We start from the raw sequence: 21,571 nt of genomic DNA, 5'->3' as shown, positions 1-21,571 counted from the left end.
CCGGCGCGGACCCCCCACCGGGCTCACAGGCGTCGCGTCTACTATCCTGGAGAACGCCTGACCCGGGACCGGGTGCATGCGCACCGTGATCGACGCCAGGAAGGAGGCGGCATGGGATTCCTCGAGAGCCTCGAGAAGAACATCGAGAAGGCCGTCCGCGCCACCTTCTCCACCGGCTCCCGGAAGCGGGTGGAGGCCGTCGAGATCGCCAGTGCCCTCCGGCGGGAGCTCGACCAGGAGGCGTTCACGATCTCCGCCGGCCGCACCATGGCCCCCAACGTCTTCGTCGTGGAGTTCTCGGACGAGGACTTCCCGCGCGCCCAGGACTGGGGCACGCCGCTCGCGGAGGAGCTGTGCGACGTCGTCATCAAGCACGCCCGCAGCCAGGCCTACACCCTCCAGGGGGCGGTGAAGGTGTCCTTCACCCGCAACCCGGAGGTGGAGGCCGGCGAGTTCCGCGTCCACTCCTCGGCCCAGCGCACCGCCGAGTCCCCCAACACCCCCGCCACCCCGAGCGGGCAGCGGATCGCCCGCGGCCACCGCCGGGAGGAGGACGAGGGGGAGCCGACGCGCTCCGTGCCCGCGCAGCACTGGATCCCGGTGCTCGACGTCGACGGCGCGCGCTACTCCCTCAACGCGGACTCGATCGTGCTGGGCCGCTCCGCCGAGGCGGACATCACCGTGGAGGACACCGGCGTGTCCCGCAAGCACCTCGAGATCCGGCGGCAGGGCGAGCACTTCGTGGCCGTGGACCTCGGCTCCACCAACGGTTCCTACGTGGACGGGGAGCGGGTGATCGGCCGCACCGAGCTGGTCAACGGCTCCGTGATCACCATGGGTCGGACCAGGATCACGTTCCGCCTCCTGACCCCGAAGGGGAACCGCTGAATGTCCGAACTCACCGTCACCCTGCTCCGCTTCGGCTTCCTGGCGCTGCTCTGGATCTTCATCTTCAGCATCGTCGCCAGCCAGGGGCGTGACCTGGCGGTCGGCGGGAAGCTCCCGGCGGTGCTCACGAGATCCCGCGCCGAGCGCCGGGGCGCCGTGGAGGACCCGGTGCCGCCCGCCGCGGGCCCCAGCACCGGGCAGCGCTCCCGCCCCCAGACCCTGGTCGTCCTCGACGGCCCGCTCCGCGGCCGCAGCTACCCGCTGGGCAACGCCCCGGTGCTGCTGGGCCGCTCCCCCGAGGCCACCGTGCCCCTCGGCGACGACTACGCCTCGGGGCGCCACGCCCGGCTGTTCCCGCAGGGCTCCCGCTGGTTCCTCGAGGACCTCGGCTCCACCAACGGCACCTTCGTCGGCCAGCAGCGCCTCTCCCGGGCCGTGCCGCTCGACCCCGGGACCCCGTTCCGGGTGGGCAAGACCGTCCTGGAACTGAGGTCCTGACGCATGGCGATCGCCTTCCGCTACGCGGCGCGCTCCGACGTGGGCCGCGTCCGCTCGAAGAACGACGACTCCGCCTACGCGGGCCGCCACCTCGCCGTGGTCGCCGACGGCATGGGCGGGCACGTGGGCGGGGACGTCGCCTCGGCCTCCGCGGTCATGGACCTCACGAGCCTCGACCGCCCGGACCACCACGGCGACGGCGCCACCGTGCTCACGGACGAGATCCAGAACGCCAACCAGAACCTCGCCAAGCTGGTCCTGGGCAACGCCCGCCTGGGCGGCATGGGCACCACCGTCACGGCCCTGCTCGCGGACCAGGACGAGCTCGTCGTGGCCCACATCGGGGACTCCCGCGCGTACCGGCTCCGGGGGGACGAGTTCCGCCAGGTCACCAAGGACCACACCTTCGTCCAGCGGCTCATCGACGAGGGCCGGCTGCGCCCGGACGAGGCCGAGTCCCACCCGCACAAGAACGTCCTCATGCGCGTGCTCGGGGACGTCGACGCCTCCCCCGAGATCGACGTGGAGACCCTCCGCCCGGAGCGCGGCGAGCGCTGGCTGCTGTGCTCCGACGGGCTCAACGCCGTGGTCCGCCCGGAGACCATCCACTCGGTGCTGGGCTCCACCGACGACCTCAACCAGATCGTGGACACGCTCGTGGAGCTGACCCTGGACCGCGGGGCCCCCGACAACGTGACCGTGGTGGTCGTCCAGGTCTTCGAGACCGACGACACCGCCCCCGTGCCGCAGGCCGGCGAGGCCCGCGGCGCCGTCCCGGACCCGGAGTTCGCCCGCACCTCGGACGAGATCACCGGGGACGCCGGGACGCCGGGGACCGCCGAGGCCGAGTCCTCGGCGGCCGCGCTGCGCCGCGACCTCGCCGCGCGCCCCCACCTGCTGGTGGGCGCCGCCGCCAACGCCACCCAGACCGGGCGCATCCCCACCGTGAGCGACAGCGTCCTGGAACGCCGCGCGACCCTCCTGCAGACCTCTGCCCCCGACACGCTGGCCGATCCGCGGGACGTCGAGTCGGCGCTGCACCGGGCCGACGCCACCGTCCCGTCCCCGCGCCGGCGCCGCCACCGGCGTGCCGTGGCCGTGCTCGCGCTGGCCACGGCAGGGCTGCTGCTCGTGGCCGGGGGCTGGCTCACGAGCGGCTGGATCAGCTCCCAGTACTACGTCGGCGAGCAGCAGGGCAACGTGGCGATCTACAACGGCGTCTCCCAGTCGCTGGGGCCCGTGAGCCTCAGCGACCTCGAGCGCGCCACGGACCTCCGGGTCGAGGACCTCCCGGGCTTCGCCCAGGAACGGGTCCGCAACGCCATCCCCGCCGGCAGCCTCGAGGAGGCGGAGCGGATCGTGCGCGAGCTGCGCGAGTCCGTGCCCGAGGAGACGCCCGGCCCGGAGCCGCGCCCCACGGGCACCGTCCAGCGGGCCACCGCCTCCCCCACCCCCTCGCCCACCGCCTCCCCCGCGGCCTCTCCCGGTGGTGACGGATGAGCGCCCCCGCCGCGACCTCCCCCCGGGAGGAGCAGGCCGAGCCCCGCCAGAAGCCGCGGCGGCTCACCGAGCTGCTCCTGCTCGTGCTCGCCGTGGGCATCGGCGTGGGCGCGAACGTCCTCGTGGACCCCGACCAGCTGGGCTCGGGGGACCCGCACCTCCTCGTCTCCGGGCTGGTCCTGGGCATCGGCGCGCTGGTCCTGCACGTGGTGCTGCGGCTGCGGGCCAAGTACGCGGACCCCTACGTCCTGCCGATCGTCGTGGCCCTCAACGGCCTGGGCATCGCCATGATCCACCGGATCGACCTCACCACGGACCAGACGGCCGCGGGCTCCCAGGTGGTGTGGACGGCCTTCGCCATGACCGCCGCCTGCCTGGTGCTCTGGTTCCTCAAGGACCACCGGGTGCTGCGGCGGATCACCTACATCTGCCTGGTGCTCAGCGGGCTGCTGCTGCTCCTGCCCCTCCTGCCCGGTCTCGGCCTGGAGCTCAACGGCGCCCGGATCTGGATCTCCGTGGGCGGTCGCACCTTCCAGCCCGGGGAGGTCGCCAAGATCACCCTGGCCGTCTTCTTCGCCGGCTACCTCTCGACCAACCGGGACCTCATCCTGCTGGCCGGCAAGAAGATCGGCCCCGTGCGCCTGCCACGGTTCCGGGACATGGCGCCGATGTTCGCGGCGTGGATCATCGCGATCGGCGTGCTGGTGTTCCAGCGGGACCTCGGCTCCGCGATCCTGTTCTTCGGCCTCTTCCTGGCCATGATCTACCTCGCCACGAGCCGGCTCAGCTGGATCGTCATCGGGCTGCTGCTCGTGGCCGTCGGAGGGTTCTTCGCGAGCCAGACCTTCGGCCACGTGGCGGCACGCCTGGACTCCTGGCTCAACGCGTTCGACCCGGAGGTGTACAACCGGGCCCCGGGCGGCTCCGGGCAGATCGTCCAGGGCCTGTTCGGGCTCTCCTCCGGCGGGCTCTTCGGGCAGGGGCTCGGCCAGGGCCGGCCGGACCTCGTCTCCTACGCCAACTCGGACATGATCATGACCGCGTTCGGCGAGGAGCTGGGGCTCATCGGCCTGAGCGCCGTGCTCGTGCTGTTCTTCCTGTTCGTCACCCGGGGCTTCCGGGCCGCCCTGGGCACCCGTGACTCCTTCGGCAAGCTGCTGGCGGCGGGGCTGTCCGCGGTCATCGTGCTGCAGCTGTTCGTGGTGGTGGGCGGGGTCACCCGGCTCATCCCCCTGACCGGGCTCACCACCCCGTTCATGTCCGCGGGCGGCTCCTCGCTGCTGTCCAACTGGATCATCGCGGCGATCATCCTGGCGATCTCCCACACGGCCCGCCGGCCCGTGGTCACCGGTCCGGCCACCGAGGCCGACCTCGCCGAGATCGCCGCCCACGAGGCCGCGCTGCGCGAGGCGGCGCGGCGCGACGAGCAGGAGCGCGCCGAGCGCCCGGGACGCCGCCGGGACCGCCGTCCCGGGACGGATCCGGACGGGCCCGAGCAGGACGCGGGGCAGGCGGACGGGGTGGACCGCGCCGCCGGAGGGCGGGGCACCGGGGCCGACACGGCCCGCGGCCCGGCGGTGCCCGCCGACACCGCCGCCACCGAGCCGATCGCCGCCGCGGGCCTCGACGGGCACCGGGACGCCGAGGACGCGGACCACCACGGCGGCACCCCCACCGAGGCAATGTCCCGCCTCACCGACAAGGACCGCAGGGGCCCCGGCGGGTCCCGGAGCACCGAGAACGGAGGAGCATCGTGAACCGGGCGATCCGACACACCTGGGTGGCCGGCGTGGCGATCTTCACCGTGCTGCTCCTCGCGCTGACCTACGTGCAGTTCGTCGCGGCGCGCACCCTCGAGGCGCACCCGTGGAACAACCGCAGCCTCTACGACCAGTTCGGCGCGGACCGCGGGGCGATCCTCGTGGACGGGGACCCGAAGGCGTCCTCCGTGCCCTCGGAGGACGACTTCGAGTACCAGCGCGTCTACGCGGACCCGCTGACGTACGGGCACCTCACGGGCTACTTCTCCCTCGTCTACGGCGCCACCGGGCTCGAGGCGGCCCTCGGCGAGGAGCTCTCCGGCGCCTCCGACGAGCAGTTCTACGACCGCGTGGTCTCCATGTTCTCCGGGAACCAGCCCACGGGCGCGTCGGTCGAGCTCACCATCGACCCGGTGCTGCAGCAGACCGCGGCCGAGGTGCTCGAGGGCCGGAAGGGCTCGATCGTGGCCCTCGACCCGGAGACGGGCGCGATCCTCGCCATGGTCTCCACCCCGGGCTACGACCCCAACGAGCTGGCCTCGCACGACTCGGGCTCCGTGATCGCCGCCGCGGAACGGCTCAACGCGGATCCCGACGCGCCCCTCGTCAACCGGGCCGTCGCCGGTGACCTCTACGCCCCCGCCTCGACGTTCAAGATCATCGACACCGTGGCCGCCCTCGAGTCCGGGGACTACACCACGGAGACCCTGATCCCGAACCCCCAGGAGCTGCCCCTGCCCGCCACCGACGTGACCCTGCCCAACTACGTGGGCGGCGGCTGCACCGCCCGTGCGGAGGCGGACCTGGAGTTCGCGCTCGAGCAGTCCTGCAACACGCCGTTCGCCTCGATCGCCCTGGACCTCGGGGAGGACGCGATCCGGGAGACCGCCCGGAACTTCGGCTACGGGGAGCCCCTCTCGGTGCCGCTCAAGGTGACCCCGTCGGTGTTCCCCGAGGAGCTCAACGAGGCCCAGCTCGCGCTGTCCTCGATCGGCCAGTACGACGTGCGCACCACGCCCCTGCAGGTGGCCATGATGAGCGCCACGATCGCCAACAACGGCGTGCAGATGAAGCCCCAGCTCGTGCGCACCGTGCGCTCCGCCGACCTGTCCGTGATCGAGGAGCTCAACCCGGAGCAGCTGCGCCGTTCCACGAGCGCGGACGTCGCCGGGACCGTCTCGGACCTGATGGTGCAGGTCGTCGAGGACGGCATCGCCCGCGGCGCGGCCGTCCCGGGGGTCGAGGTGGCCGGGAAGACGGGCACCGCCGAGATCGGCTCGGACGAAGGCCTCAACGACTCCTGGTTCACGGGCTTCGCGCCGGCCGACGACCCCCAGGTGGCCCTCGCCGTCGTCTTCGAGGACGTGGACGTGGCGACGGGCGCCTCCCTGACCAGTCCCGGTGCCAAGCGACTCTTCGAGGCGGTGTTGAACAAGTGAGACCATCGTCGAGCACCGTCCTGGGCGGGCGCTACGCACTGACCGATCGGATCGCGATCGGCGGCATGGGTGAGGTGTGGAAGGCCAAGGACCGGGTCCTGGGCCGGATCGTGGCCGTGAAGATCCTCAAGGAGGAGTACAACGGGGACCCGAACTTCCTGCAGCGCTTCCGCGCCGAGGCCCGGCACACCGCGCTCCTGAACCACCCCGGGGTGGCCAACGTCTTCGACTACGGCGAGGAGGAGGGCTCCGCCTTCCTCGTGATGGAGCTGGTCCCGGGCGAGCCGCTGTCCAACATCATCGAGCGGCAGAAGACGCTCGCCCCGGACACCGTGCTCAACTACATCGGGCAGACCGCACGGGCGCTGGCGGCCGCGCACGCCCAGGGCCTGGTGCACCGCGACGTGAAGCCCGGCAACCTCATCATCACCCCGGACAACCGGGTGAAGGTCACGGACTTCGGCATCGCCCGCCTGGCGGACCAGGTGCCCCTCACGGCCACCGGGCAGGTCATGGGCACCGCCCAGTACCTCGCGCCCGAGCAGGCCACGGGTCAGACCGCCACGGGGTCCTCGGACATCTACTCGCTGGGCATCATCGGCTACGAGTGCCTGGCCGGGCGCCGCCCGTTCACCGGGGAGTCGCAGATCGCGATCGCCCTCGCGCAGGTCAACGACCCGCCGCCGCCGCTGAAGGACAGCGTGCCCGAGACCGTGCGGGCGCTGCTGATGTCGATGCTGGCGAAGGACCCCAAGGACCGCCCTGCCACGGCCGGCGCCCTGGCCACCGCCGTGGACGCCATCCGCCGCGGGGACGAGGACGCGGCGGTCGCGGCCGTCCCCGGGATGCGCCCCTTCCTCGACCTGCCCGACGACGACGCCACCCAGGCGTTCGAGCCCGTGCGCGACGAGCCGACGCAGGTGCTGGACCGGGACCGCACCGCGGCCGCCGCGGCGACCGGAGCCGCCGCCGCCGGCGGGCCACGGCCCATCACCGCCGAGCTGGACGTCGTCGACGGCCCGGAGGGCCCCGGGGAGGGCCCCGGGGAGGACCCCGGCACCGGTCCGGCCCGTCCCGAGGAGCGCCGGGAGCGCCGCTCGGTGTGGGCCTGGCTGCTGCCGGTGCTCCTGGTGCTGCTCCTCGTGGCGGGGCTGCTGTGGTTCTTCCTGCTGCGCGAGCCGGCGCCCGTGAGCCAGGAGCCCTCCCCCACGGGCACCGTCTCGACCTCGACGGTGCCCGGCGAGCCGACGCCCCCGGCGGCGGAGCAGCCCGGCGCGGACACCGTGGAGGTCCTCGCCGCCCGCTACGAGGGCCGGCCGGTGGACGAGGTGGTGCAGGAGCTCTCCGACCTGGGCTTCCCCGTGGAGCGGCAGGGCCGCACCGCGGACGAGGAGCAGAACACCGTCCTGTCCCTGAACCCCGTGGGCCAGGTGGCGCGGAGCACCACCATCACGGTGGTCTACTCGACCGGCCCGGACACCGTGGAGCTGCCCTCCGGGATGGTCGGCCGCCCGGCCGACCCGCTGATCGACGAGATCCGGCTCCTGGGCGTGAACATCATCCGCTACGACGAGACCACCGAGGACGCCGAGCCCGGGACCGTGCTGCGCACCCAGCCCCTGGGCGGGTCCACCGTCCGCCCCGGCGACACCATCGAGATGTGGGTCGCCGCGGCGCCCGAGACCACCACCGCCCCCACCACCGGATCGCCCTCGCCCACCGCGACACCGACCGGGCCCGGCCAGGAGGGCTGAGCCGTGCCGGGCCGGAACCCCGTCCCCTCCCTCATCAACGACCGCTACGAGGTGGGCGAGACCATCGGCCGCGGCGGGATGGCCACCGTCCACCTGGGGCGGGACCTGCGGCTGGGCCGGCGGGTGGCCATCAAGGTGCTGCGCCCCGAACTGGCCCGGGACGGCACCTTCCACGAGCGGTTCAAGCGCGAGGCCCAGTCCGTGGCCGCCCTGAACCACCACTCGATCGTCTCGGTCTACGACACGGGCGAGATCCTCGCGACGACCGACGAGGGCGTGGACCGGCCGTTCATCGTGATGGAGTACGTGCCCGGCCGGACCCTGCGGGAGCTGATCCACGAGAACGCCGTGACGCCCCAGGAGGCCGTGGACATCACCCTGGGCATCCTCGACGCCCTGGAGTACAGCCACCGGGCCGGCATCGTCCACCGGGACATCAAGCCCGCCAACGTGATCGTCACCCCCGAGCGGCAGATCAAGGTCATGGACTTCGGCATCGCCCGGGCCGTGGAGGACACCTCGCCGGCCCTGACCCAGGCCCAGGCCGTCCTCGGCACCGCGCAGTACCTGTCCCCGGAGCAGGCCCGGGGCGAGTCCGTGGACGCCCGCTCCGACCTCTACTCCGCCGCGTGCGTGCTCTTCGAGATGCTCACGGGCCGGGCGCCGTTCGTGGGCGGGTCCTCGGTGGACATCGCCGCCCAGCACGTCCGGGACCATCCCCCCGCGCCCTCCGAGCTGGACCCGCGGCTCGGCGGGCGCGTCGACGACTTCCTGGCGAAGGCCCTCGCCAAGGACCGCTCCGCCCGCTTCCAGGACGCCGGGCAGATGCGCCGGGCGCTGCGGGAGCTGCGCCCCGCGGTGCCGGGGGACCTGGAGGCCACCCAGCCCCTGCACGCGGTGCGGCAGCGGGACGAGGACACCAAGACCCTCCCGCCCGTCCCCGTGCCCGCCGGGGCGGCCGCTCCGCCGACGGCGGCGGGCACGGCGGTCGCCGCGGCGCCGGTGCCGGCGGACGACCCCGGCAGCGGCTCGACCCCTGCGCGGGACCGCCGACGGCGACCGCTGCGCGCGGCGCTGATCGGCCTGCTCGCCCTCGCGGTCCTCGCCGTCCTCGGGGTCGTGGCCCTCCAGTGGGTCCAGGACCAGCGCGGCGGACCCGCGCTCGTCGCCGTCCCCTACGTGGCGGGGATGGACGCGGCGGTGGCCGAGACGGCGCTGCGCAACGCGGAGCTCGTGCCGCAGCGCGAGGAGGTCTTCGACGACGAGGTGCCCGAGGGCGACGCCGTGGGCACCGATCCCACGGCCGACACACAGGTCGAGGAGGGCTCCGCCGTGGTCCTCGCGGTCTCGCGGGGGCCCGCCGAGGTGGAGGTCCCCGACGACCTCGCGGGCCGGTCCGAGGAGGACGTGCGGGACGCCCTGGAGGCCGCCGGGCTCGAGGCCGGGGCGACCCGCACGGCGAACAGCCCGTGGGTGCCCCAGGGGATGCTGGTCGCCACCGACCCGGCCGGCGGGACCACCGTTCCGAGCGGCTCGGAGGTGCAGCTCGTGCTGTCCACGGGGCGGGTGACCGTGCCGCAGCTCGTGGGCCTGAGCCGGCAGGAGGCGGTCGCGGCCCTCGGCGCGGACGCGGTCCGCCTCTCGTCCGAGGTCGTCACCACCCCCCGGGCCGGAGTGCCCGCCGGGCAGGTCGTGGACCAGAGCGTCGACGCCGGACAGTCCGCGCCGCAGGGCTCGACGATCACGCTCACCGTGGCGGTCGCCCCGGAGCCCGAGCCCGCTCCGGAGCCGAGCCCCTCGCCCACCCCGTCCCCCTCCCCGGAGGCGACCGAGGACGAGGAGGAGGCCGAGGAGACCGCCGCACCGGAGGAGGAGGAGTCCGAGCCCGGCAGCACCCCGGACGACTCCGCCGAGACGTCCCCGGAGGACTCCCCCGAGACCGAGGCGCGCGACGACGACGAGCAGGACGGGATCCCCCAGCAGGCGGCCGACCGGGCCCGCGAAGCGCTCGAGCAGGGCGCGGACCGAGGGCCCCGGCGCGACTGACGTCCGGGCCGGCGGCCGAGGGTCAGACGGCGATCAGCGGGGACAGCGACATGGCGGCCCGCGCCGCGCCCTTGAGCCCTACGAGCTCGAGCCAGTTGCCGAGCATGAGGTAGCCGCCCTCGGTGAGGACGGACTCCGGGTGGAACTGCAGCCCGTGCAGCGGGGCGCTCTTGTGGCGCAGCCCCATGATCACCCCGTTCGGGGTGCGGGCGGTGACCTCGAGGACGTCGGGCACGGACTGGTCCACGACGGCGAGCGAGTGGTAGCGGGTCGCGGTGAACGGACTGGGCACGGCGCCGAAGACGCTCGTGCCGTTGTGCTCCACCCGGGAGGTCTTCCCGTGCATGAGCTCCTCGGCGTGGGTGACGGTTCCCCCGTACGCCTCCGCGAGGGCCTGGTGGCCGAGGCAGACGCCGAGCAGCGGCTGCCCCGTCCGCTCGGCGTGGCGGATCAGGGCGGTGCACACGCCGGCGTCGGCGGGAGCGCCCGGGCCGGGCGAGAGGAGGACGCCCTGGTGCTCGTCGGCGAGCGCGCACGCGGCGGTCTCGTCGAGGTCGTCGTTGCGGATGACCGTGGTCTTCGCACCGAGCTGCTCGAGGTAGCCGACGAGGGTGTAGACGAAGCTGTCGTAGTTGTCCACGACGAGGATCTTGACGGTCACAGGATCTCCTGGGAGTGGGGTGCCTCTCGGCGCGTGCGCCCGTCCAGCTTACGCGTCCGCAGGAGGGCGCGCACCGGGCGGCTAGACTGGTGCACCGGACCCCCCGCCGTGAAGACGGCCCGCTTGGTGATCAGGAGGATCAGTGCCCGAGTCCAAGAACCGCCGCAAGAAGCCGGCCCGCCGTCCGGGCGGCTCCGGACGGTCGACGCCGGCCGCCGCCCCGCCCGTCGACGCGGAGCTGGCGCGGCTGGCGGCGGAGGGGCTGCCCGGCGGCTCCACCGCGTTCGACCCGGAGGCCGCCGCGAACGCGGTGGCGCAGGAGCTCACCGAGCGCTCCCGGCACGGCTCCCCGGAGACCCACGCCCCGACGCCCACCTGGTACAAGGCCATCATGCTGGGCCTGCTGGTGGCCGGGCTGCTGTGGCTCATCGTCTACTACCTCTTCCAGGGCACCTATCCCGTGCCCGGGATCGGCACGTGGAACATCGGGGTGGGCCTGGCCCTGATGATGGTGGGGCTGATCATGACCACGAAGTGGCGGTGACCTCGGTGCCCCCTGCCGGCACCGGCCCCGAGGACCCGCACCAGGACCCGCACGAGGAGTCGCAGGAGCCCTCCCCCAAGCCGCTCGAGGACGAGATCGCCGAGTCCCGGCCGAAGGACGGGCGGCGGTTCAACGCCGCCACGTTCGAGGTGCGGCTGCGCCGGTGGGCGCTGCTGCTGCTGGTCGCGGGTCCCGCGATCTGGTTCCTGGTGCAGCAGCTCCGCTAGCCGCACCGGCCCGCGGCACCGGTCACGGCGCGCACGGGAGCGGCCCGCACCCCTGCAGGGGTGCGGGCCGCTCCCGTGCGCGCCCGTCGGGGATCAGGCCTGGGCCGAGGCGGCCTCCTGGCCCTCGACGGTCTCCTCGGGGTCGTTCTGCGGCGCGGTGAACGCCACGTCGAGGCTGATGACGACCTTGTCGGAGACGAGGACCCCGCCGGCCTCCATCGCGGCGTTCCAGGTGATGCCGAAGTCCTTGCGGGAGATGGTGGTCTCGGCGGAGAAGCCGGCGCGGGTCACGCCGAAGGCGTCGACGACCACGCCGCTGAAGTCGGTGGCGAGCTCGACGGTGCGGGTCACGTCCTTGATGGTCAGCTCACCGGTGATCGTGCCCTCCTCGCCGTCGAAGGCCACGGCGGTCGAGGTGAAGGTCATCGTGGGGTGCTCCTCGACCGCGAAGAAGTCGGCGCTGCGCACGTGGGCGTCGCGGTCGGCGTTCTTGGTGTCGATGCTCGCCATCTGGACCGTGGCGTTCAGGGTCGAGCTCTCGACCGGGTCGGTGACCTCGAGCTGCGCGTCGACCTCGCCGAAGGTGCCGCGCACCTTGGAGATGCCGGCGTGGCGGACGGTGAAGCCGACCTCGGAGTGGGCGGGGTCGAAGGTCCAGGAACCGGGGACGAGACCGTTGAGCTGGGACATGGTGTTCTCCTTGGGGATCGGTGGCGAGCAGGTTGTTGCTTCGTCAACTACTCTAGGAGCACCTTGGTGATGTGTCAACAACAAAGTCCGAAGTTCTTCCGGGACTTCGGGGCCCGTCTCCGGGTGCTCAGGCCTCGGGGTCCAGGGCGGAGCGGTCGTTGAGCTCGTGGAACCGGCGGCGGTGGTAGACGAGGGGGACGCCCGTGCCCTCGTGGCCGAGGACGTCGACCACGGCGGCGTTGAACACGAGGGCGGGCCCGGCCTTGATCCGGGCCAGCGGGACCGCGCGCAGGACCCGGGCGACGTTGAGCAGCCGGGGCTCCCCCGTCTCCAGGTACTCCCAGGGCATGTCCGCCCCGAAGCGCGGCGCCCCGGAGACGGCGAAGGACCGGGCGAGGTCGAGGTTCTCGGCGTCCAGCAGGTGCACCAGGAAGGAGTCGGCCTCGGCCAGCAGCGCGGCCGAGCCCTGACGGGCCTGCAGGGAGAAGCCGAGGATCGGCGGCACGGCCGACACGGAGGACACCGAGGACGCCGTCAGGCCCACCGGCCCCTCGGGGCCCCGCGCGGTGATGATCGCGACCCCCGCGGGGTGGTGGGCGAAGGCCGCCTTGAACGCCTCGCCCACGTGCTCCAGGTCCTGGAGGTGGTCTGCCGGGACCTCGAGGTCGGCGACCGACGCGGCCGCGCGCTCGGCCGGGGGGCCGGGCCGCGGGACCGCGCTCAGCCGCGGCTCCTCCGCCGTCCGCTCGGGCGTCCGCGCAGGGCTCTGCTCCGGTGCGCCGCCGGCCGGCGCGTCGTCGCCGTGCCCCCGACGAGGCCGGCGTTCGTGGTGCTGGGCCGCCATGAGTGTCCTTCCGTGGAGAGCCGTGGGAACGGTGCCGCCGGGCGGCCCCACCGGTCCACGCTACGTCCGGAACCGGAGCGGAAGTCAATCGATTCCGCCGCTGACGGGGCGGGAGAAACCCGACGTCACAGTCTTGCACGGGGGCCGTCGTCGTGTCCGGCGCCCCCGGGTCACCGGGTCAGGCCCCGGTAGCCGCGGGCGTAGTGCACCAGCGGGTCGTCGGCCCGGGCCTCCGCGACCCCGCGGCCCATCGCGGTCACCTCGCCGACGACGACCCGGTGCGTCGCGGCGGTGTGCACGGCCACGGTGGAGAGCTCGAACCACGCGAGCGCCCCGTCCAGGACGGGCGCCCCCGAGCGCGGCGCGCGCCGGAAGGGCACGCCGTCCAGCAGGCCCTCGACCGGATTGCCGGGGCTCGCGAGCCAGTTGGCGACGCCCTCCTGGTCCCGGCGCAGCACGGAGAGCGTCCACGCGCCGGAGGACTCCACCGCGTCGCAGATCCGCCCCTCCTCGAAGAGGCTCACGAGCATGGTGGGCGGGTCGTAGGAGACGTCGAGGAACCCGGTCACGGTCGCGGCGACGTCCCGCCGCCGGTGCCGGGCGGCCACGACCGCCACGCCGGAGGCGATGTCCGCGGCGAGCAGGCGGTAGGCGCCGACGTCCTCGGCGTCCGGCGCCGCCGGGTCGATCAGGTGGGCCGGTGCGGGATCGGGGAGCTCCATCCCGCCAGTCTGGCACGGGGACTCAGCGCTCCGGCCGGGACCGTCCCGTCATCCGGAGGGTCAGGTTCAGCCGCCCGCCCTTCATGCCCAGCGCGGCCGCCCCCGTGCCGGGGCGGATGCGCGGCACCCCGTGGAACGCGTAGCGGGAGGGTCCGCCGAAGACGAAGAGGTCGCCGCTGCGCAGCTCCACGTCCCGGTACGGCGCCGAGCGGGTCTGCGTGTTCCCGAAGCGGAAGACGCAGGTGTCCCCGAGCGAGAGGGAGACGATCGGCGCGGCGGAGGCCTCGTCCCTGTCCTGGTGCATGCCCATCCGGGCGTCCGCGTCGTAGAAGTTCACCAGGGCGGTGTCCGGCCGGTAGTCCTGCGCGTCCGGGCTGCCGGGGCCGTAGGCCTCCCGGGCGGCCCGGCGGCCCAGCTCGGTCAGCCACGGGGGCATGTCCGGTGCCCGCTTGCGCTCCCCGGTGCGAAGATAGCGGTAGGGCGCCCAGTCCCAGCCCAGGGTCGTGGAGCGCACCGACATCCGGCCGCCGCCCGGGAGCACCATGTGCCGCATGGGCACCGGGCCCACGGCCCACTCCCGGCAGCGGAGCACCAGGTCCCGCTGCTCCTCGGGCCCGAGCCACCCCGGCACGTGGACGGCGCCGGGGGCGATCTCCGCGCGCTCCCGGGGCAGCTCGAACAGCTCGGGCGCCGAGAACGGGGTCGAGGGGTCGATCATGCTGCCGAGCGTAGCCGCGACCGCCGACACCGCGCACCGGCACCGCGGGCGGCGGCACCGGTGTGCGCCCCGCCACGGCGGTCCCGGGCGGAGAGGAGTAGCGTGGAGGGTCTCCCGATCACCGTGAAAGGTCCGCCGTGCCGCTGCCCCTGTCCGTCATCGACTTCGCCACCGTCCGCAAGGGCGCGTCCGTGGGCGAGAGCTTCGCCGACTCCGTGCGCCTCGCCCAGCACGCCGAGCGCCTGGGGTACCTGCGGGTCTGGTACTCGGAGCACCACAACATGCCCACGATCGCCTCCTCGGCCCCGGCCGTGCTGATCGCCCACGTCGCCGCGCACACCTCCACCGTCAGGTTGGGCGCGGGCGGCGTCATGCTGCCCAACCACTCCCCCCTCGTGATTGCGGAGCAGTTCGGCACGCTCGCCGAGCTGCACCCCGGACGGATCGACCTGGGCCTGGGCCGGGCCCCCGGCACGGACCTGCGGACGGTGCGGGCCATGCGCCGGGACCCCTCCGCCGCCGAGCAGTTCCCGCAGGACGTCCGCGAGCTGCAGGGCTATCTCAGCGGCCGCTCGATCGTCCCGGGGGTCAGCGCCGTGCCGGGCGCCGGGACGGACGTGCCCCTCACGATCCTGGGCTCCTCGCTGTTCGGCGCCCAGCTCGCCGCCGCCTACGGGCTGCCCTACGCCTTCGCCTCCCACTTCGCCCCCGACGCGCTCGTGGACGCCGTGGCCGCCTACCGCGCCGGGTTCCGTCCCTCCGAGCAGCTCGCGGAGCCGTACGTCGTCGCGGCCGTCAACGTCATCGCCGCGGACACCACCAAGGACGCCGCCGAGCAGCTCGGGACCGCCCGGCGCGAACGGGTGCGCGCCATGGTGGGCCGCGGCCGCGAGCTGAGCGAGGCCGAGCTGGACATGGTGATGGACAGCCCCGCCGGGCAGCAGATCCTGCACATGCTGCACTGGTCGGCCGCGGGCACGGGCGACGAGGTCCGGTCCGCCCTGGAGGACTTCGCGGCCACGGCGGACGCCGACGAGCTCATGATCGCCCCCGCGTCCCCCACCCAGGAGCAGGTGCTGCGCTCCCTCGAGCTCCTGGCCGGGTCCTGGGGTCAGGACGCCGGGACAGACCTTCCCTCCGCCGCGTCGCGACTGTAAATTCAGGGAGTCACCGGCGTCCGCCGTCACGGCGCCGCCCCCGGGAGGCGCCACCGCCCCCCGAAAGGTCCCCGCCATGTCCTCAATCATCGCCCGACGCACCGTCACCGCCCTGGCCGCGGCGCTCGCCCTCTCGGGCGCGGCCGCCTCCCCCGCCGCCGCGGCCCCGCGCACCGTCGAGGTCGTCAACCTCGGCGACTCCTACTCCGCGGCCTTCGGCACGGGCGGGCTCCAGGCGGTCGAGGGCGTTCCCGGCTGCGTCCAGGGCACGGGACGGGACCACGTCGACAAGCTGGACGCGCACCCCCGGATCGAGGTGACCCTGGACGCGGCGTGCGCCGGCTACGAGACGCACCATGTGCGGAAGCTCGTCGCCACGGAGCCGGTCGCCGACGCCCTCGACTCGGCCGACCTGGTGACACTGACCCTGGGGGGCAACGACATCGGGTGGGGCGGGTTCATCGAGGCGTGCAGCGCCCCCGCCGAGGCCGCCTACGGTCCGGCGCCGTGCGACGCCAAGCTCGCGGAGGCCCCCGCGCTCATCGCGTCCGCCGCCGCCTCCGCGGGCAAGACCGTCGCGGCCGTCGACGCGGCGTCGGACGCGCGCATCGTGGTGCTGGGCTATCCGCACCTCTTCGACGACCGCGCGGACAGCCCGCTGATCTCCGCCGAACGGGCCGCCCAGCTCAACGACTGGACCGACGAGCTCAACGCGGCTCTCGCGGCCGGCGTGGAGGAGGAGGGCGCCGTCTTCGTGGACGTCACCGACCGCTTCCGCGGCCACGGCGTCGGCTCGGCTGACCCGTGGATCCTCTTCGGCCCCGACGCCGGCAGCCACAACCTGCACCCGACCGAGCGCGGCTACCTGTCCGGCTACTTCCCGGGGCTCCTCGGGCACGCCGCCCGGGCCCGCTGACCGGTCCCCGGGCACGACGAGGCCCCCGGACCGTCGGTCCGGGGGCCTCGTCGTGCCCGGTGCGCCACCGGCTCCCGGCCGGGGTGCGGCCGGGCGCGGGTCAGGCGTTCTTCGTCTCGTCCTTGACGGACTGCGCCGAGTCCTGTGCGGAGGACTTCAGGTGCTGGGCCTCGCCCTGGCCCTGCTGCTTGACCTCCTGGGCGCCCGACTGCGCGGTCTCCTTGACGGACTGCGCGGCCTCCTGGGCCGGCTCCTTCAGGTCCTGGGCGACCTCCTGCGCCGCGCCCTTCGCGGACTCGACCACGTGCTGGGCGTGGGGCTGCACCCGGTCCGCCGCGTCGGCGACGAGCTCCTGCTCCTTCTGCGTGGAGGGCAGCAGCGAGCCGACGAGCCAGCCGGCGCCGAGGGCGATCAGACCGGCGGCCAGCGGGTTGCCCCGGGTCTTCGCCCTGGCCGTGGCCGGGGCGTTCTGCACGGCGCCGCGGGCCTGGTCGGCGCGGTACGCTGCCTCGTCCCTGACGTCACCGGTGGAGTAGCCGCCCACCGTGAACTCGTCGTCGGAAGAACCCATGACTCGCTCCCTCACTCCGTGCACGGTGTCCTGGACCTTGCCGCGGACCTTGTCCTTCTGCCGCTCGACGACGCGCTCGGGCGTCACCTTCTCCGCGACGGCGTCGACGTCGGAGCCGAGCCGAGCGCGGGTGGCCTCGATGTCGGCGCGGATCTGTTCGGGGTTCTGCTGGCTCATCGGTTCTCCTTCTTGGAGGGCTTCACGGTGTCCGGGATCTCGGAGACGGTCTCGCGGGTGAGGGGCAGCGGATCCTGGGTCGCCTCGGTCATCTCCCGCTTGCCCTCGTTGAGGTTCTTCTTGCCCATCGCGGCGAGGATGCCGGCGATGACGGCCCAGAGCACGGCCACGATGACCGAGGACCAGGCCAGGCCCACGAGGTTGCTGAGTCCCCACATGAGCGCGAGGGACAGGAAGAGCAGGACGAAGTGTCCGGCCACGCCGGCCCCGGCGAGCATGCCGGCGCCCTTGCCCGTGTCCTTGGCGGACTGCTTGGCCTCCTGCACCGCCTGCGTCGTCTCGGCCTTGGCGAGCGCGATCTCCTGCTGGATGAGGGTGGAGAGGTTGGTGCTCAGCGACTTGAACATCTCACCGAGCGACTCGTGCTCCGCCCTGTCCTCGGCGTCCGAGGGGGGAATGGGATGGCTCATCGACGGTCGCCCTCCTGATCGGGATAGACGGTGCCGGGCACGCGGTCGGTGTAGGTGCGGGCCGCCTCGCCCTGCTCGTCGGAGCGGTAGGCGTAGGGGTCGGCCGGGGTGTAGCCCGAGGTCTCGGTCGCCGTGAGGTTGCGGTCGTAGCCCTGGTCGTAGACGGCGCCGGTGGCGACGCCCGTCCCGGCCGCGGTGCCCTGGTCCTGCCGGCCGGAGACGCCGAAGTACTCCTTGGCGCCCTGGCGGTCGGTCGCGATCTCGTCGCTGTCCTTGACGCCGCGGGTGGCGCGGCCGGCGAGGAGCCCGATGCCGGCCGCCAGGGCCAGGAAGGTCCCGGGGCGGCGGGCCGCGAACCGGCGGACGTCCTGCAGCAGGTCCTGGGCGTCCTTGTTCTCCAAGGAGGAGGCCATGGAGTCGACGCGCCCGGAGACGCTGCCGAGCAGACCCGTGACGAAGTCCGTCTCGGGCTTCTCACCGCGGGACAGGGCGTTGATCTCGTCGCTGACGGAGCGGACGCTCGAGGCGATGCGCTCCTGCTGGGGGGCCACCTGATCCCTCAGGTCGCTCCGGAGCTGGCCGAGGAGGTTCTGCGCCTGGGTGGTGGCCTCCTGCTTGACGGCTCCGGCCTGCTCCTTCGCCGTCTCCTTGACGCGCTGGCCGGAGCCGGCGGCCTCGTGCTTCAGCTGGTTCGCCTCGGCCTTGCCCTGCTCCGCCGCGACGTCCTTCTTGGACGAGGTGCCGGTGTCGGCCGCGTGGCTCGAGCCGGCGTCGTAGGGGGTCGGGTCATAGGGGTTGGTGGTCATGATTCCGCCTTTCTGGAACATTTCATAAGTCCACTGATGGTGCGGGCTGGTTCTAGCCTAGGTCGAAGGCTCCACGGAGCCAAGACCTTCGCCGGATCGGCGCGTCCTCACGGCGACGGGCTGCCGCCGTTGACGTTGAGGGTCTCGCCGATGACGTAGCTCGACTCGGAGGAGGCGAGGAACACGTAGGCGGGGGCCAGTTCCGTGGGCTGGCCGGCCCTGCCGAGGGGCGTCGACTGCCCGAACTCGGGCAGTGCGTCCTTCGGCTGCCCGTCCGAGACCTGGAGAGGCGTCCAGAACGGTCCCGGCGCCACCGCGTTGACGCGGATGCCCTTGGGTGCCAGCTGCTGGCCGAGGCCCTTGGTGAAGTTGTTGATCGCCGCCTTGGTCGACGCGTAGTCGAGGAGGTCCGGCGACGGCTGGTACGCCTGGATCGACGTCGTGTTGATGATGGAGGAGCCCGCGGGCAGATGCCGCAGCGCCGCCTTGGTGATCCGGAACATCGCCACGATGTTGACGGTGAAGGTGTCGACCAGCTGCTCGTCGCTCAGGTCCTCGAGGCTCTCGACCGCCACCTGCTTGCCGGCGTTGTTGACGAGGATGTCGAGCCCGCCCAGCCCGTCCACGGCGTTGTCGACCAGGGCCGCGCAGAAGTCCTTGTCGGTCAGGTCCCCGGGGAAGAGGACGGCCGTGCGACCGGCCTTCTCGATGGCGGCCTTGACCACCTGCGCGTCGGGCTCCTCGTCCGGGAGGTAGTTCAGGGCGACGTCGGCGCCCTCCTTGGCGAACGCGATGGCGACGGCCGCGCCGATGCCCGAGTCCGCCCCGGTGATCAGGGCCTTGCGCCCCTCCAGCCGACCGGTCCCCCGGTAGGAGAGCTCCCCGCGGTCGGTCCTGGGCTCGAGCTCGACGTCCAGGCCCGGCTCGGGCTGGTCCTGCTTCGGGGGCGACAGGACGGGGTATCGCGTCACGGGGTTCTGGAACGCGAGCTGGTCCACCGTCTCGCGGTCGGCGTTCTCCGGGTTGCCGCTGTTCGTCTCGGCCATGCTCCACTTCCTCTCGTCGTGCACTTATCTGGACAGCATACTGATGATACGGTCGGCAGGACAACGGCTTCTCTGTGGGAGAACAGACACCCCGCGCCACCGTGACGGAGGGACCGCCGAGGGGCACGGGGTGCAGGAACGTACCGCCGCGGGGTGACCGCGCTCAGGCCTCGAGACGGTGCAGGAAGTTCTCCAGGGCGTCGTCGAACGCGGCCGGCTGCTCGAGGTTGGGGGTGTGCCCGGCGCCGTCGACGACGACGAGCTCCGCCCCGGGGGCCAGCTCGGCCATCCGCCGGCCGGCGCCGCCGTCGAAGGCGTCGTCCGCGCCCACCACGACGAGCACGGGGATCCGGGCGCTGCGGAGCAGCTCGGTGAAGTCCCGGCGCTCGGCGCGCCCGCGCATGGCCGCGGCGGCCCCCTTCGCGGGAGCGTTCTGCAGCATGGCCAGCACTTCGGCCGCCACCCCGGGGCGGGTCTCCACCGTCGACTCGGCGACCATCCTGCCCAGGACGTTGCGGCCGTAGGCCTCCATGCCGCCGGCCAGCATGGCGTCCGCGGCGACGTGGCGGCGCCTCCTGCCGGCGGCGTCCTCCGCCTCGGGGACGGTGTCGTTGACGACCAGCGCCCGGACCCGGCCGGGGTGCCGGTGGAGGAGCTCCATGGCGATCTGGCCGGACATCGAGAACCCGACCACCACTGCCCGGTCGACGCCCAGGTGCTCGAGCAGCGCGGCGACGTCGTCCGCGAACTCCTCGGTGTAGACGATCCCCTCGGTGACCTCGGACCCGCCGAAGCCGCGCAGGTCGGGGGCGACCACCCGCCAGCCGCGGTCGGCGAACACCTCGACCTGGCGGGCCCACATGCTGCGGTCGTAGGCGTGACCGTGCAGCAGGAGCAGCACCGGCCCCTCCCCCCGGTCGGTGTAGGTCATGGTGACCCCGTTGATCCGGGCGGTCGCGGAACTGACGTCGGGCATGGTGGGAGACACCTCTCTCGGGCGTACGGCAGGAGCGCTCCCAGAGTAGCGAAGGACGCCGCCGCAGGGCCGGGTCTCACCCGCGGCCGGGACGGCCCGCGGTCATTCGACGACGCCGCAGGCCAGCCGCGACCCGGCGTCGCCCGTGCCCAGCGTGGCCTCGTCGGGACCGTCGGGGGCGTAGCGCTCCGGGACGTTGGCGTGGTTGTCGGGGCCCGAGTGGACTATCACGGCGCTGCCGTCGTCGTCGGCCACGAGGTCCTGGACACCGAAGCGGTCGGTGACCGTCGTGAGGAAGCCCGTCCCCTCCTCCGTCACCAGGAGGGCGGGGAGATCACCCCGGTGGTCGGGGTGCTCGGCGTCCTCGCTCCCGAGGTGGCCGCCCGCGGAGAGGAACGCACCCGTGGTGCCGGGGTCCCCCGGGGCCGCGCTGTCGGGCTCGCAGAGGCCGGTCGCGTGCACGTGCAGTCCGTAGAAGCCGGGCTCGAGCCCCTGCACCTCGGCCACGACCTCCGTGCCGGCGGCGACCTCCGCGAAGCTGACGCTGCCGACCTCCGAGCCCTCGGTGTCCTGGAGGACGGCGCGGGAGCCGGCAGCCGCCTCCGAGGCGGCCGACGTCTCCTCGACCACGGCGCTGTCGTCACCGCCCCCGTCGCAACCGGCGAGCACCAGGGCGGTCGTTCCGATCACTGCTGCCATCAGCCTGCTCCGTCGCACGGCTCCTCCTCGTCGTCACCGGGTCCTGGTCCTCGACCATAGGCCGTGGTCGGAGGGGATACAACGAGGACGGGGGTGTTAAATGTGGGGAGCCCCCGCACCGTGTGGTGCGGGGGCTCGACCCTGGTGGTGTGGTCCGGCGGTGTCCTACTCTCCCACACCCTTCCGGGTGCAGTACCATCGGCGCTGCGGGTCTTAGCTTCCGGGTTCGGGATGGGACCGGGCGTTTCCCCCACGCTATGACCGCCGTAACTCTGGTGCCCGACCCCGTGCGCCGCTGGGGCGTGCCGGCCGTGGGCCGGTGTACGGGATGGGTAAGTCACTGTGGTTGTCCGCCCGTGGTGGGCGGTATTCAATTGTGGGTCTTCACCGACAACCGCGGGGGTTGTTGGTTGGGAGCCGTATAGTGGACGCGGTGTTCTGTGGTGACCCCACCCTTCGTTC

At 73.4% G+C, this 21,571-nt stretch carries 22 protein-coding genes and 1 rRNA gene; 11 read left to right on the top strand and 12 right to left on the bottom strand.

Going from position 1 to position 21,571, the window contains the following annotated elements; genetic code table 11:
- Positions 1-111 precede the first annotated feature (111 nt).
- Genes RF640_RS15850 through pknB form a run of 7 tightly spaced genes read left to right on the top strand, consistent with a single transcriptional unit; the run spans position 112 to position 9,885 of the window.
- On the top strand, positions 112-888 hold the full coding sequence (locus RF640_RS15850) for a DUF3662 and FHA domain-containing protein (protein WP_095651319.1): 777 nt from the start codon (positions 112-114) through the stop codon (positions 886-888).
- Complete coding sequence (locus RF640_RS15845; RefSeq protein ID WP_017834090.1) at positions 889-1,386, top strand: FHA domain-containing protein; 498 nt, start codon at positions 889-891, stop codon at positions 1,384-1,386.
- A gap of 3 nt (positions 1,387-1,389) precedes the next feature.
- Positions 1,390-2,886: a PP2C family serine/threonine-protein phosphatase gene (locus RF640_RS15840; protein WP_109222287.1), complete on the top strand. Its 1,497-nt coding sequence runs from the start codon at positions 1,390-1,392 to the stop codon at positions 2,884-2,886.
- Complete coding sequence (locus RF640_RS15835) at positions 2,883-4,643, top strand: FtsW/RodA/SpoVE family cell cycle protein (protein ID WP_368828360.1); 1,761 nt, start codon at positions 2,883-2,885, stop codon at positions 4,641-4,643. Before RF640_RS15840 ends, RF640_RS15835 begins: the two co-directional genes overlap by 4 nt.
- The gene (locus RF640_RS15830; protein WP_017834093.1) at positions 4,640-6,085 is read left to right on the top strand and encodes a penicillin-binding protein 2; all 1,446 of its coding nucleotides are present in this window, start codon (positions 4,640-4,642) and stop codon (positions 6,083-6,085) included. The genes RF640_RS15835 and RF640_RS15830 overlap by 4 nt, the downstream gene beginning before the upstream one ends.
- Positions 6,082-7,839: a protein kinase gene (locus tag RF640_RS15825; protein ID WP_035930249.1), complete on the top strand. Its 1,758-nt coding sequence runs from the start codon at positions 6,082-6,084 to the stop codon at positions 7,837-7,839. Before RF640_RS15830 ends, RF640_RS15825 begins: the two co-directional genes overlap by 4 nt.
- 3 nt (positions 7,840-7,842) lie before the next feature.
- A complete protein-coding gene (pknB, locus tag RF640_RS15820) occupies positions 7,843-9,885 on the top strand; it encodes a Stk1 family PASTA domain-containing Ser/Thr kinase (protein WP_035930253.1) in 2,043 nt (680 codons plus the stop codon).
- Between the two features lie 22 nt (positions 9,886-9,907).
- Here pknB and RF640_RS15815 read toward each other — a convergent pair whose 3' ends face one another.
- Positions 9,908-10,546, bottom strand: a complete 639-nt coding sequence (locus tag RF640_RS15815; RefSeq protein WP_017834096.1) for an aminodeoxychorismate/anthranilate synthase component II — start codon at positions 10,544-10,546, stop codon at positions 9,908-9,910.
- 142 nt (positions 10,547-10,688) lie between these two features.
- Between RF640_RS15815 and RF640_RS15810 the strand changes: the two genes are divergently transcribed.
- The gene (locus RF640_RS15810) at positions 10,689-11,090 is read left to right on the top strand and encodes a cell division protein CrgA (protein ID WP_017834097.1); all 402 of its coding nucleotides are present in this window, start codon (positions 10,689-10,691) and stop codon (positions 11,088-11,090) included.
- Positions 11,087-11,317 carry a hypothetical protein gene (locus tag RF640_RS15805; protein WP_126346562.1) on the top strand — a complete coding sequence of 77 codons (231 nt, stop codon included), beginning with the start codon at positions 11,087-11,089 and terminating at the stop codon, positions 11,315-11,317. The genes RF640_RS15810 and RF640_RS15805 overlap by 4 nt, the downstream gene beginning before the upstream one ends.
- A 93-nt stretch (positions 11,318-11,410) precedes the next feature.
- Here the strand turns inward: RF640_RS15805 and RF640_RS15800 are convergent, their stop codons facing one another.
- From RF640_RS15800 to RF640_RS15785, 4 genes are all read right to left on the bottom strand, one after another.
- Positions 11,411-12,007 (bottom strand): YceI family protein, encoded by a 597-nt coding sequence (locus tag RF640_RS15800; RefSeq protein ID WP_017834099.1) that lies wholly within the window; start codon positions 12,005-12,007, stop codon positions 11,411-11,413.
- A 127-nt stretch (positions 12,008-12,134) separates the two neighbouring features.
- Entirely contained in the window at positions 12,135-12,851 is a 717-nt protein-coding gene (locus tag RF640_RS15795) for a flavin reductase family protein (RefSeq protein WP_017834100.1), read from the bottom strand.
- Positions 12,852-13,021: 170 nt separating this feature from the next.
- Complete coding sequence (locus RF640_RS15790; RefSeq protein ID WP_109222290.1) at positions 13,022-13,573, bottom strand: flavin reductase family protein; 552 nt, start codon at positions 13,571-13,573, stop codon at positions 13,022-13,024.
- A 22-nt stretch (positions 13,574-13,595) separates the two neighbouring features.
- Positions 13,596-14,291, bottom strand: a complete 696-nt coding sequence (locus tag RF640_RS15785; protein ID WP_109222291.1) for an alpha-ketoglutarate-dependent dioxygenase AlkB — start codon at positions 14,289-14,291, stop codon at positions 13,596-13,598.
- Positions 14,292-14,428: 137 nt separating this feature from the next.
- On the opposite strand from RF640_RS15785, the gene RF640_RS15780 reads away from it, so the two are divergent.
- Positions 14,429-15,448 carry an LLM class flavin-dependent oxidoreductase gene (locus RF640_RS15780; protein WP_109222292.1) on the top strand — a complete coding sequence of 340 codons (1,020 nt, stop codon included), beginning with the start codon at positions 14,429-14,431 and terminating at the stop codon, positions 15,446-15,448.
- Between the two features lie 76 nt (positions 15,449-15,524).
- Positions 15,525-16,364: a GDSL-type esterase/lipase family protein gene (locus RF640_RS15775; RefSeq protein ID WP_109222293.1), complete on the top strand. Its 840-nt coding sequence runs from the start codon at positions 15,525-15,527 to the stop codon at positions 16,362-16,364.
- A gap of 100 nt (positions 16,365-16,464) precedes the next feature.
- On the opposite strand, the gene RF640_RS15770 is transcribed toward RF640_RS15775, so the two are convergent.
- The 7 genes from RF640_RS15770 to rrf all read right to left on the bottom strand — a co-directional run bounded on the left by RF640_RS15770 (position 16,465) and on the right by rrf (position 21,378).
- Positions 16,465-17,112: a DUF3618 domain-containing protein gene (locus tag RF640_RS15770; protein ID WP_017834105.1), complete on the bottom strand. Its 648-nt coding sequence runs from the start codon at positions 17,110-17,112 to the stop codon at positions 16,465-16,467.
- Positions 17,109-17,582, bottom strand: coding sequence for a phage holin family protein (locus tag RF640_RS15765; RefSeq protein WP_017834106.1), 474 nt, complete (start codon positions 17,580-17,582; stop codon positions 17,109-17,111). The genes RF640_RS15770 and RF640_RS15765 overlap by 4 nt, the downstream gene beginning before the upstream one ends.
- Positions 17,579-18,388, bottom strand: a complete 810-nt coding sequence (locus RF640_RS15760; protein WP_126346566.1) for a hypothetical protein — start codon at positions 18,386-18,388, stop codon at positions 17,579-17,581. The genes RF640_RS15765 and RF640_RS15760 overlap by 4 nt, the downstream gene beginning before the upstream one ends.
- A 107-nt stretch (positions 18,389-18,495) precedes the next feature.
- Positions 18,496-19,434, bottom strand: coding sequence for an SDR family oxidoreductase (locus RF640_RS15755; RefSeq protein WP_109222295.1), 939 nt, complete (start codon positions 19,432-19,434; stop codon positions 18,496-18,498).
- 163 nt (positions 19,435-19,597) lie between these two features.
- A complete protein-coding gene (locus RF640_RS15750; protein WP_109222296.1) occupies positions 19,598-20,410 on the bottom strand; it encodes an alpha/beta fold hydrolase in 813 nt (270 codons plus the stop codon).
- A gap of 102 nt (positions 20,411-20,512) precedes the next feature.
- The gene (locus RF640_RS15745; protein ID WP_244915847.1) at positions 20,513-21,109 is read right to left on the bottom strand and encodes a superoxide dismutase family protein; all 597 of its coding nucleotides are present in this window, start codon (positions 21,107-21,109) and stop codon (positions 20,513-20,515) included.
- Positions 21,110-21,261: 152 nt separating this feature from the next.
- A 5S ribosomal RNA gene (rrf, locus tag RF640_RS15740) occupies positions 21,262-21,378 on the bottom strand.
- Between the last annotated feature and the right edge of the window lie 193 nt (positions 21,379-21,571).

The organism is Kocuria sp. CPCC 205231, from assembly GCF_040980965.1.
GTDB classification, from domain to species: Bacteria; Actinomycetota; Actinomycetes; order Actinomycetales; family Micrococcaceae; genus Kocuria; species Kocuria rosea.
The sequence above is the reverse complement of the archived record's forward strand: the minus strand, read 5'-3'. Positions and strand labels throughout refer to the sequence as shown.

Coding starts and splice junctions, on each gene's coding strand:
- RF640_RS15760 (WP_126346566.1), bottom strand. CDS start 18,388: ATGACCACCAACCCCTATGACCCGACCCCCTACGACGCCGGCTCGAGC.
- RF640_RS15850 (WP_095651319.1), top strand. CDS start 112: ATGGGATTCCTCGAGAGCCTCGAGAAGAACATCGAGAAGGCCGTCCGC.
- RF640_RS15765 (WP_017834106.1), bottom strand. CDS start 17,582: ATGAGCCATCCCATTCCCCCCTCGGACGCCGAGGACAGGGCGGAGCAC.
- RF640_RS15795 (WP_017834100.1), bottom strand. CDS start 12,851: ATGGCGGCCCAGCACCACGAACGCCGGCCTCGTCGGGGGCACGGCGAC.
- RF640_RS15840 (WP_109222287.1), top strand. CDS start 1,390: ATGGCGATCGCCTTCCGCTACGCGGCGCGCTCCGACGTGGGCCGCGTC.
- RF640_RS15750 (WP_109222296.1), bottom strand. CDS start 20,410: ATGCCCGACGTCAGTTCCGCGACCGCCCGGATCAACGGGGTCACCATG.
- RF640_RS15785 (WP_109222291.1), bottom strand. CDS start 14,291: ATGATCGACCCCTCGACCCCGTTCTCGGCGCCCGAGCTGTTCGAGCTG.
- RF640_RS15790 (WP_109222290.1), bottom strand. CDS start 13,573: ATGGAGCTCCCCGATCCCGCACCGGCCCACCTGATCGACCCGGCGGCG.
- RF640_RS15770 (WP_017834105.1), bottom strand. CDS start 17,112: ATGAGCCAGCAGAACCCCGAACAGATCCGCGCCGACATCGAGGCCACC.
- RF640_RS15800 (WP_017834099.1), bottom strand. CDS start 12,007: ATGTCCCAGCTCAACGGTCTCGTCCCCGGTTCCTGGACCTTCGACCCC.
- RF640_RS15745 (WP_244915847.1), bottom strand. CDS start 21,109: ATGGCAGCAGTGATCGGAACGACCGCCCTGGTGCTCGCCGGTTGCGAC.
- RF640_RS15755 (WP_109222295.1), bottom strand. CDS start 19,434: ATGGCCGAGACGAACAGCGGCAACCCGGAGAACGCCGACCGCGAGACG.
- RF640_RS15845 (WP_017834090.1), top strand. CDS start 889: ATGTCCGAACTCACCGTCACCCTGCTCCGCTTCGGCTTCCTGGCGCTG.
- RF640_RS15835 (WP_368828360.1), top strand. CDS start 2,883: ATGAGCGCCCCCGCCGCGACCTCCCCCCGGGAGGAGCAGGCCGAGCCC.
- RF640_RS15775 (WP_109222293.1), top strand. CDS start 15,525: ATGTCCTCAATCATCGCCCGACGCACCGTCACCGCCCTGGCCGCGGCG.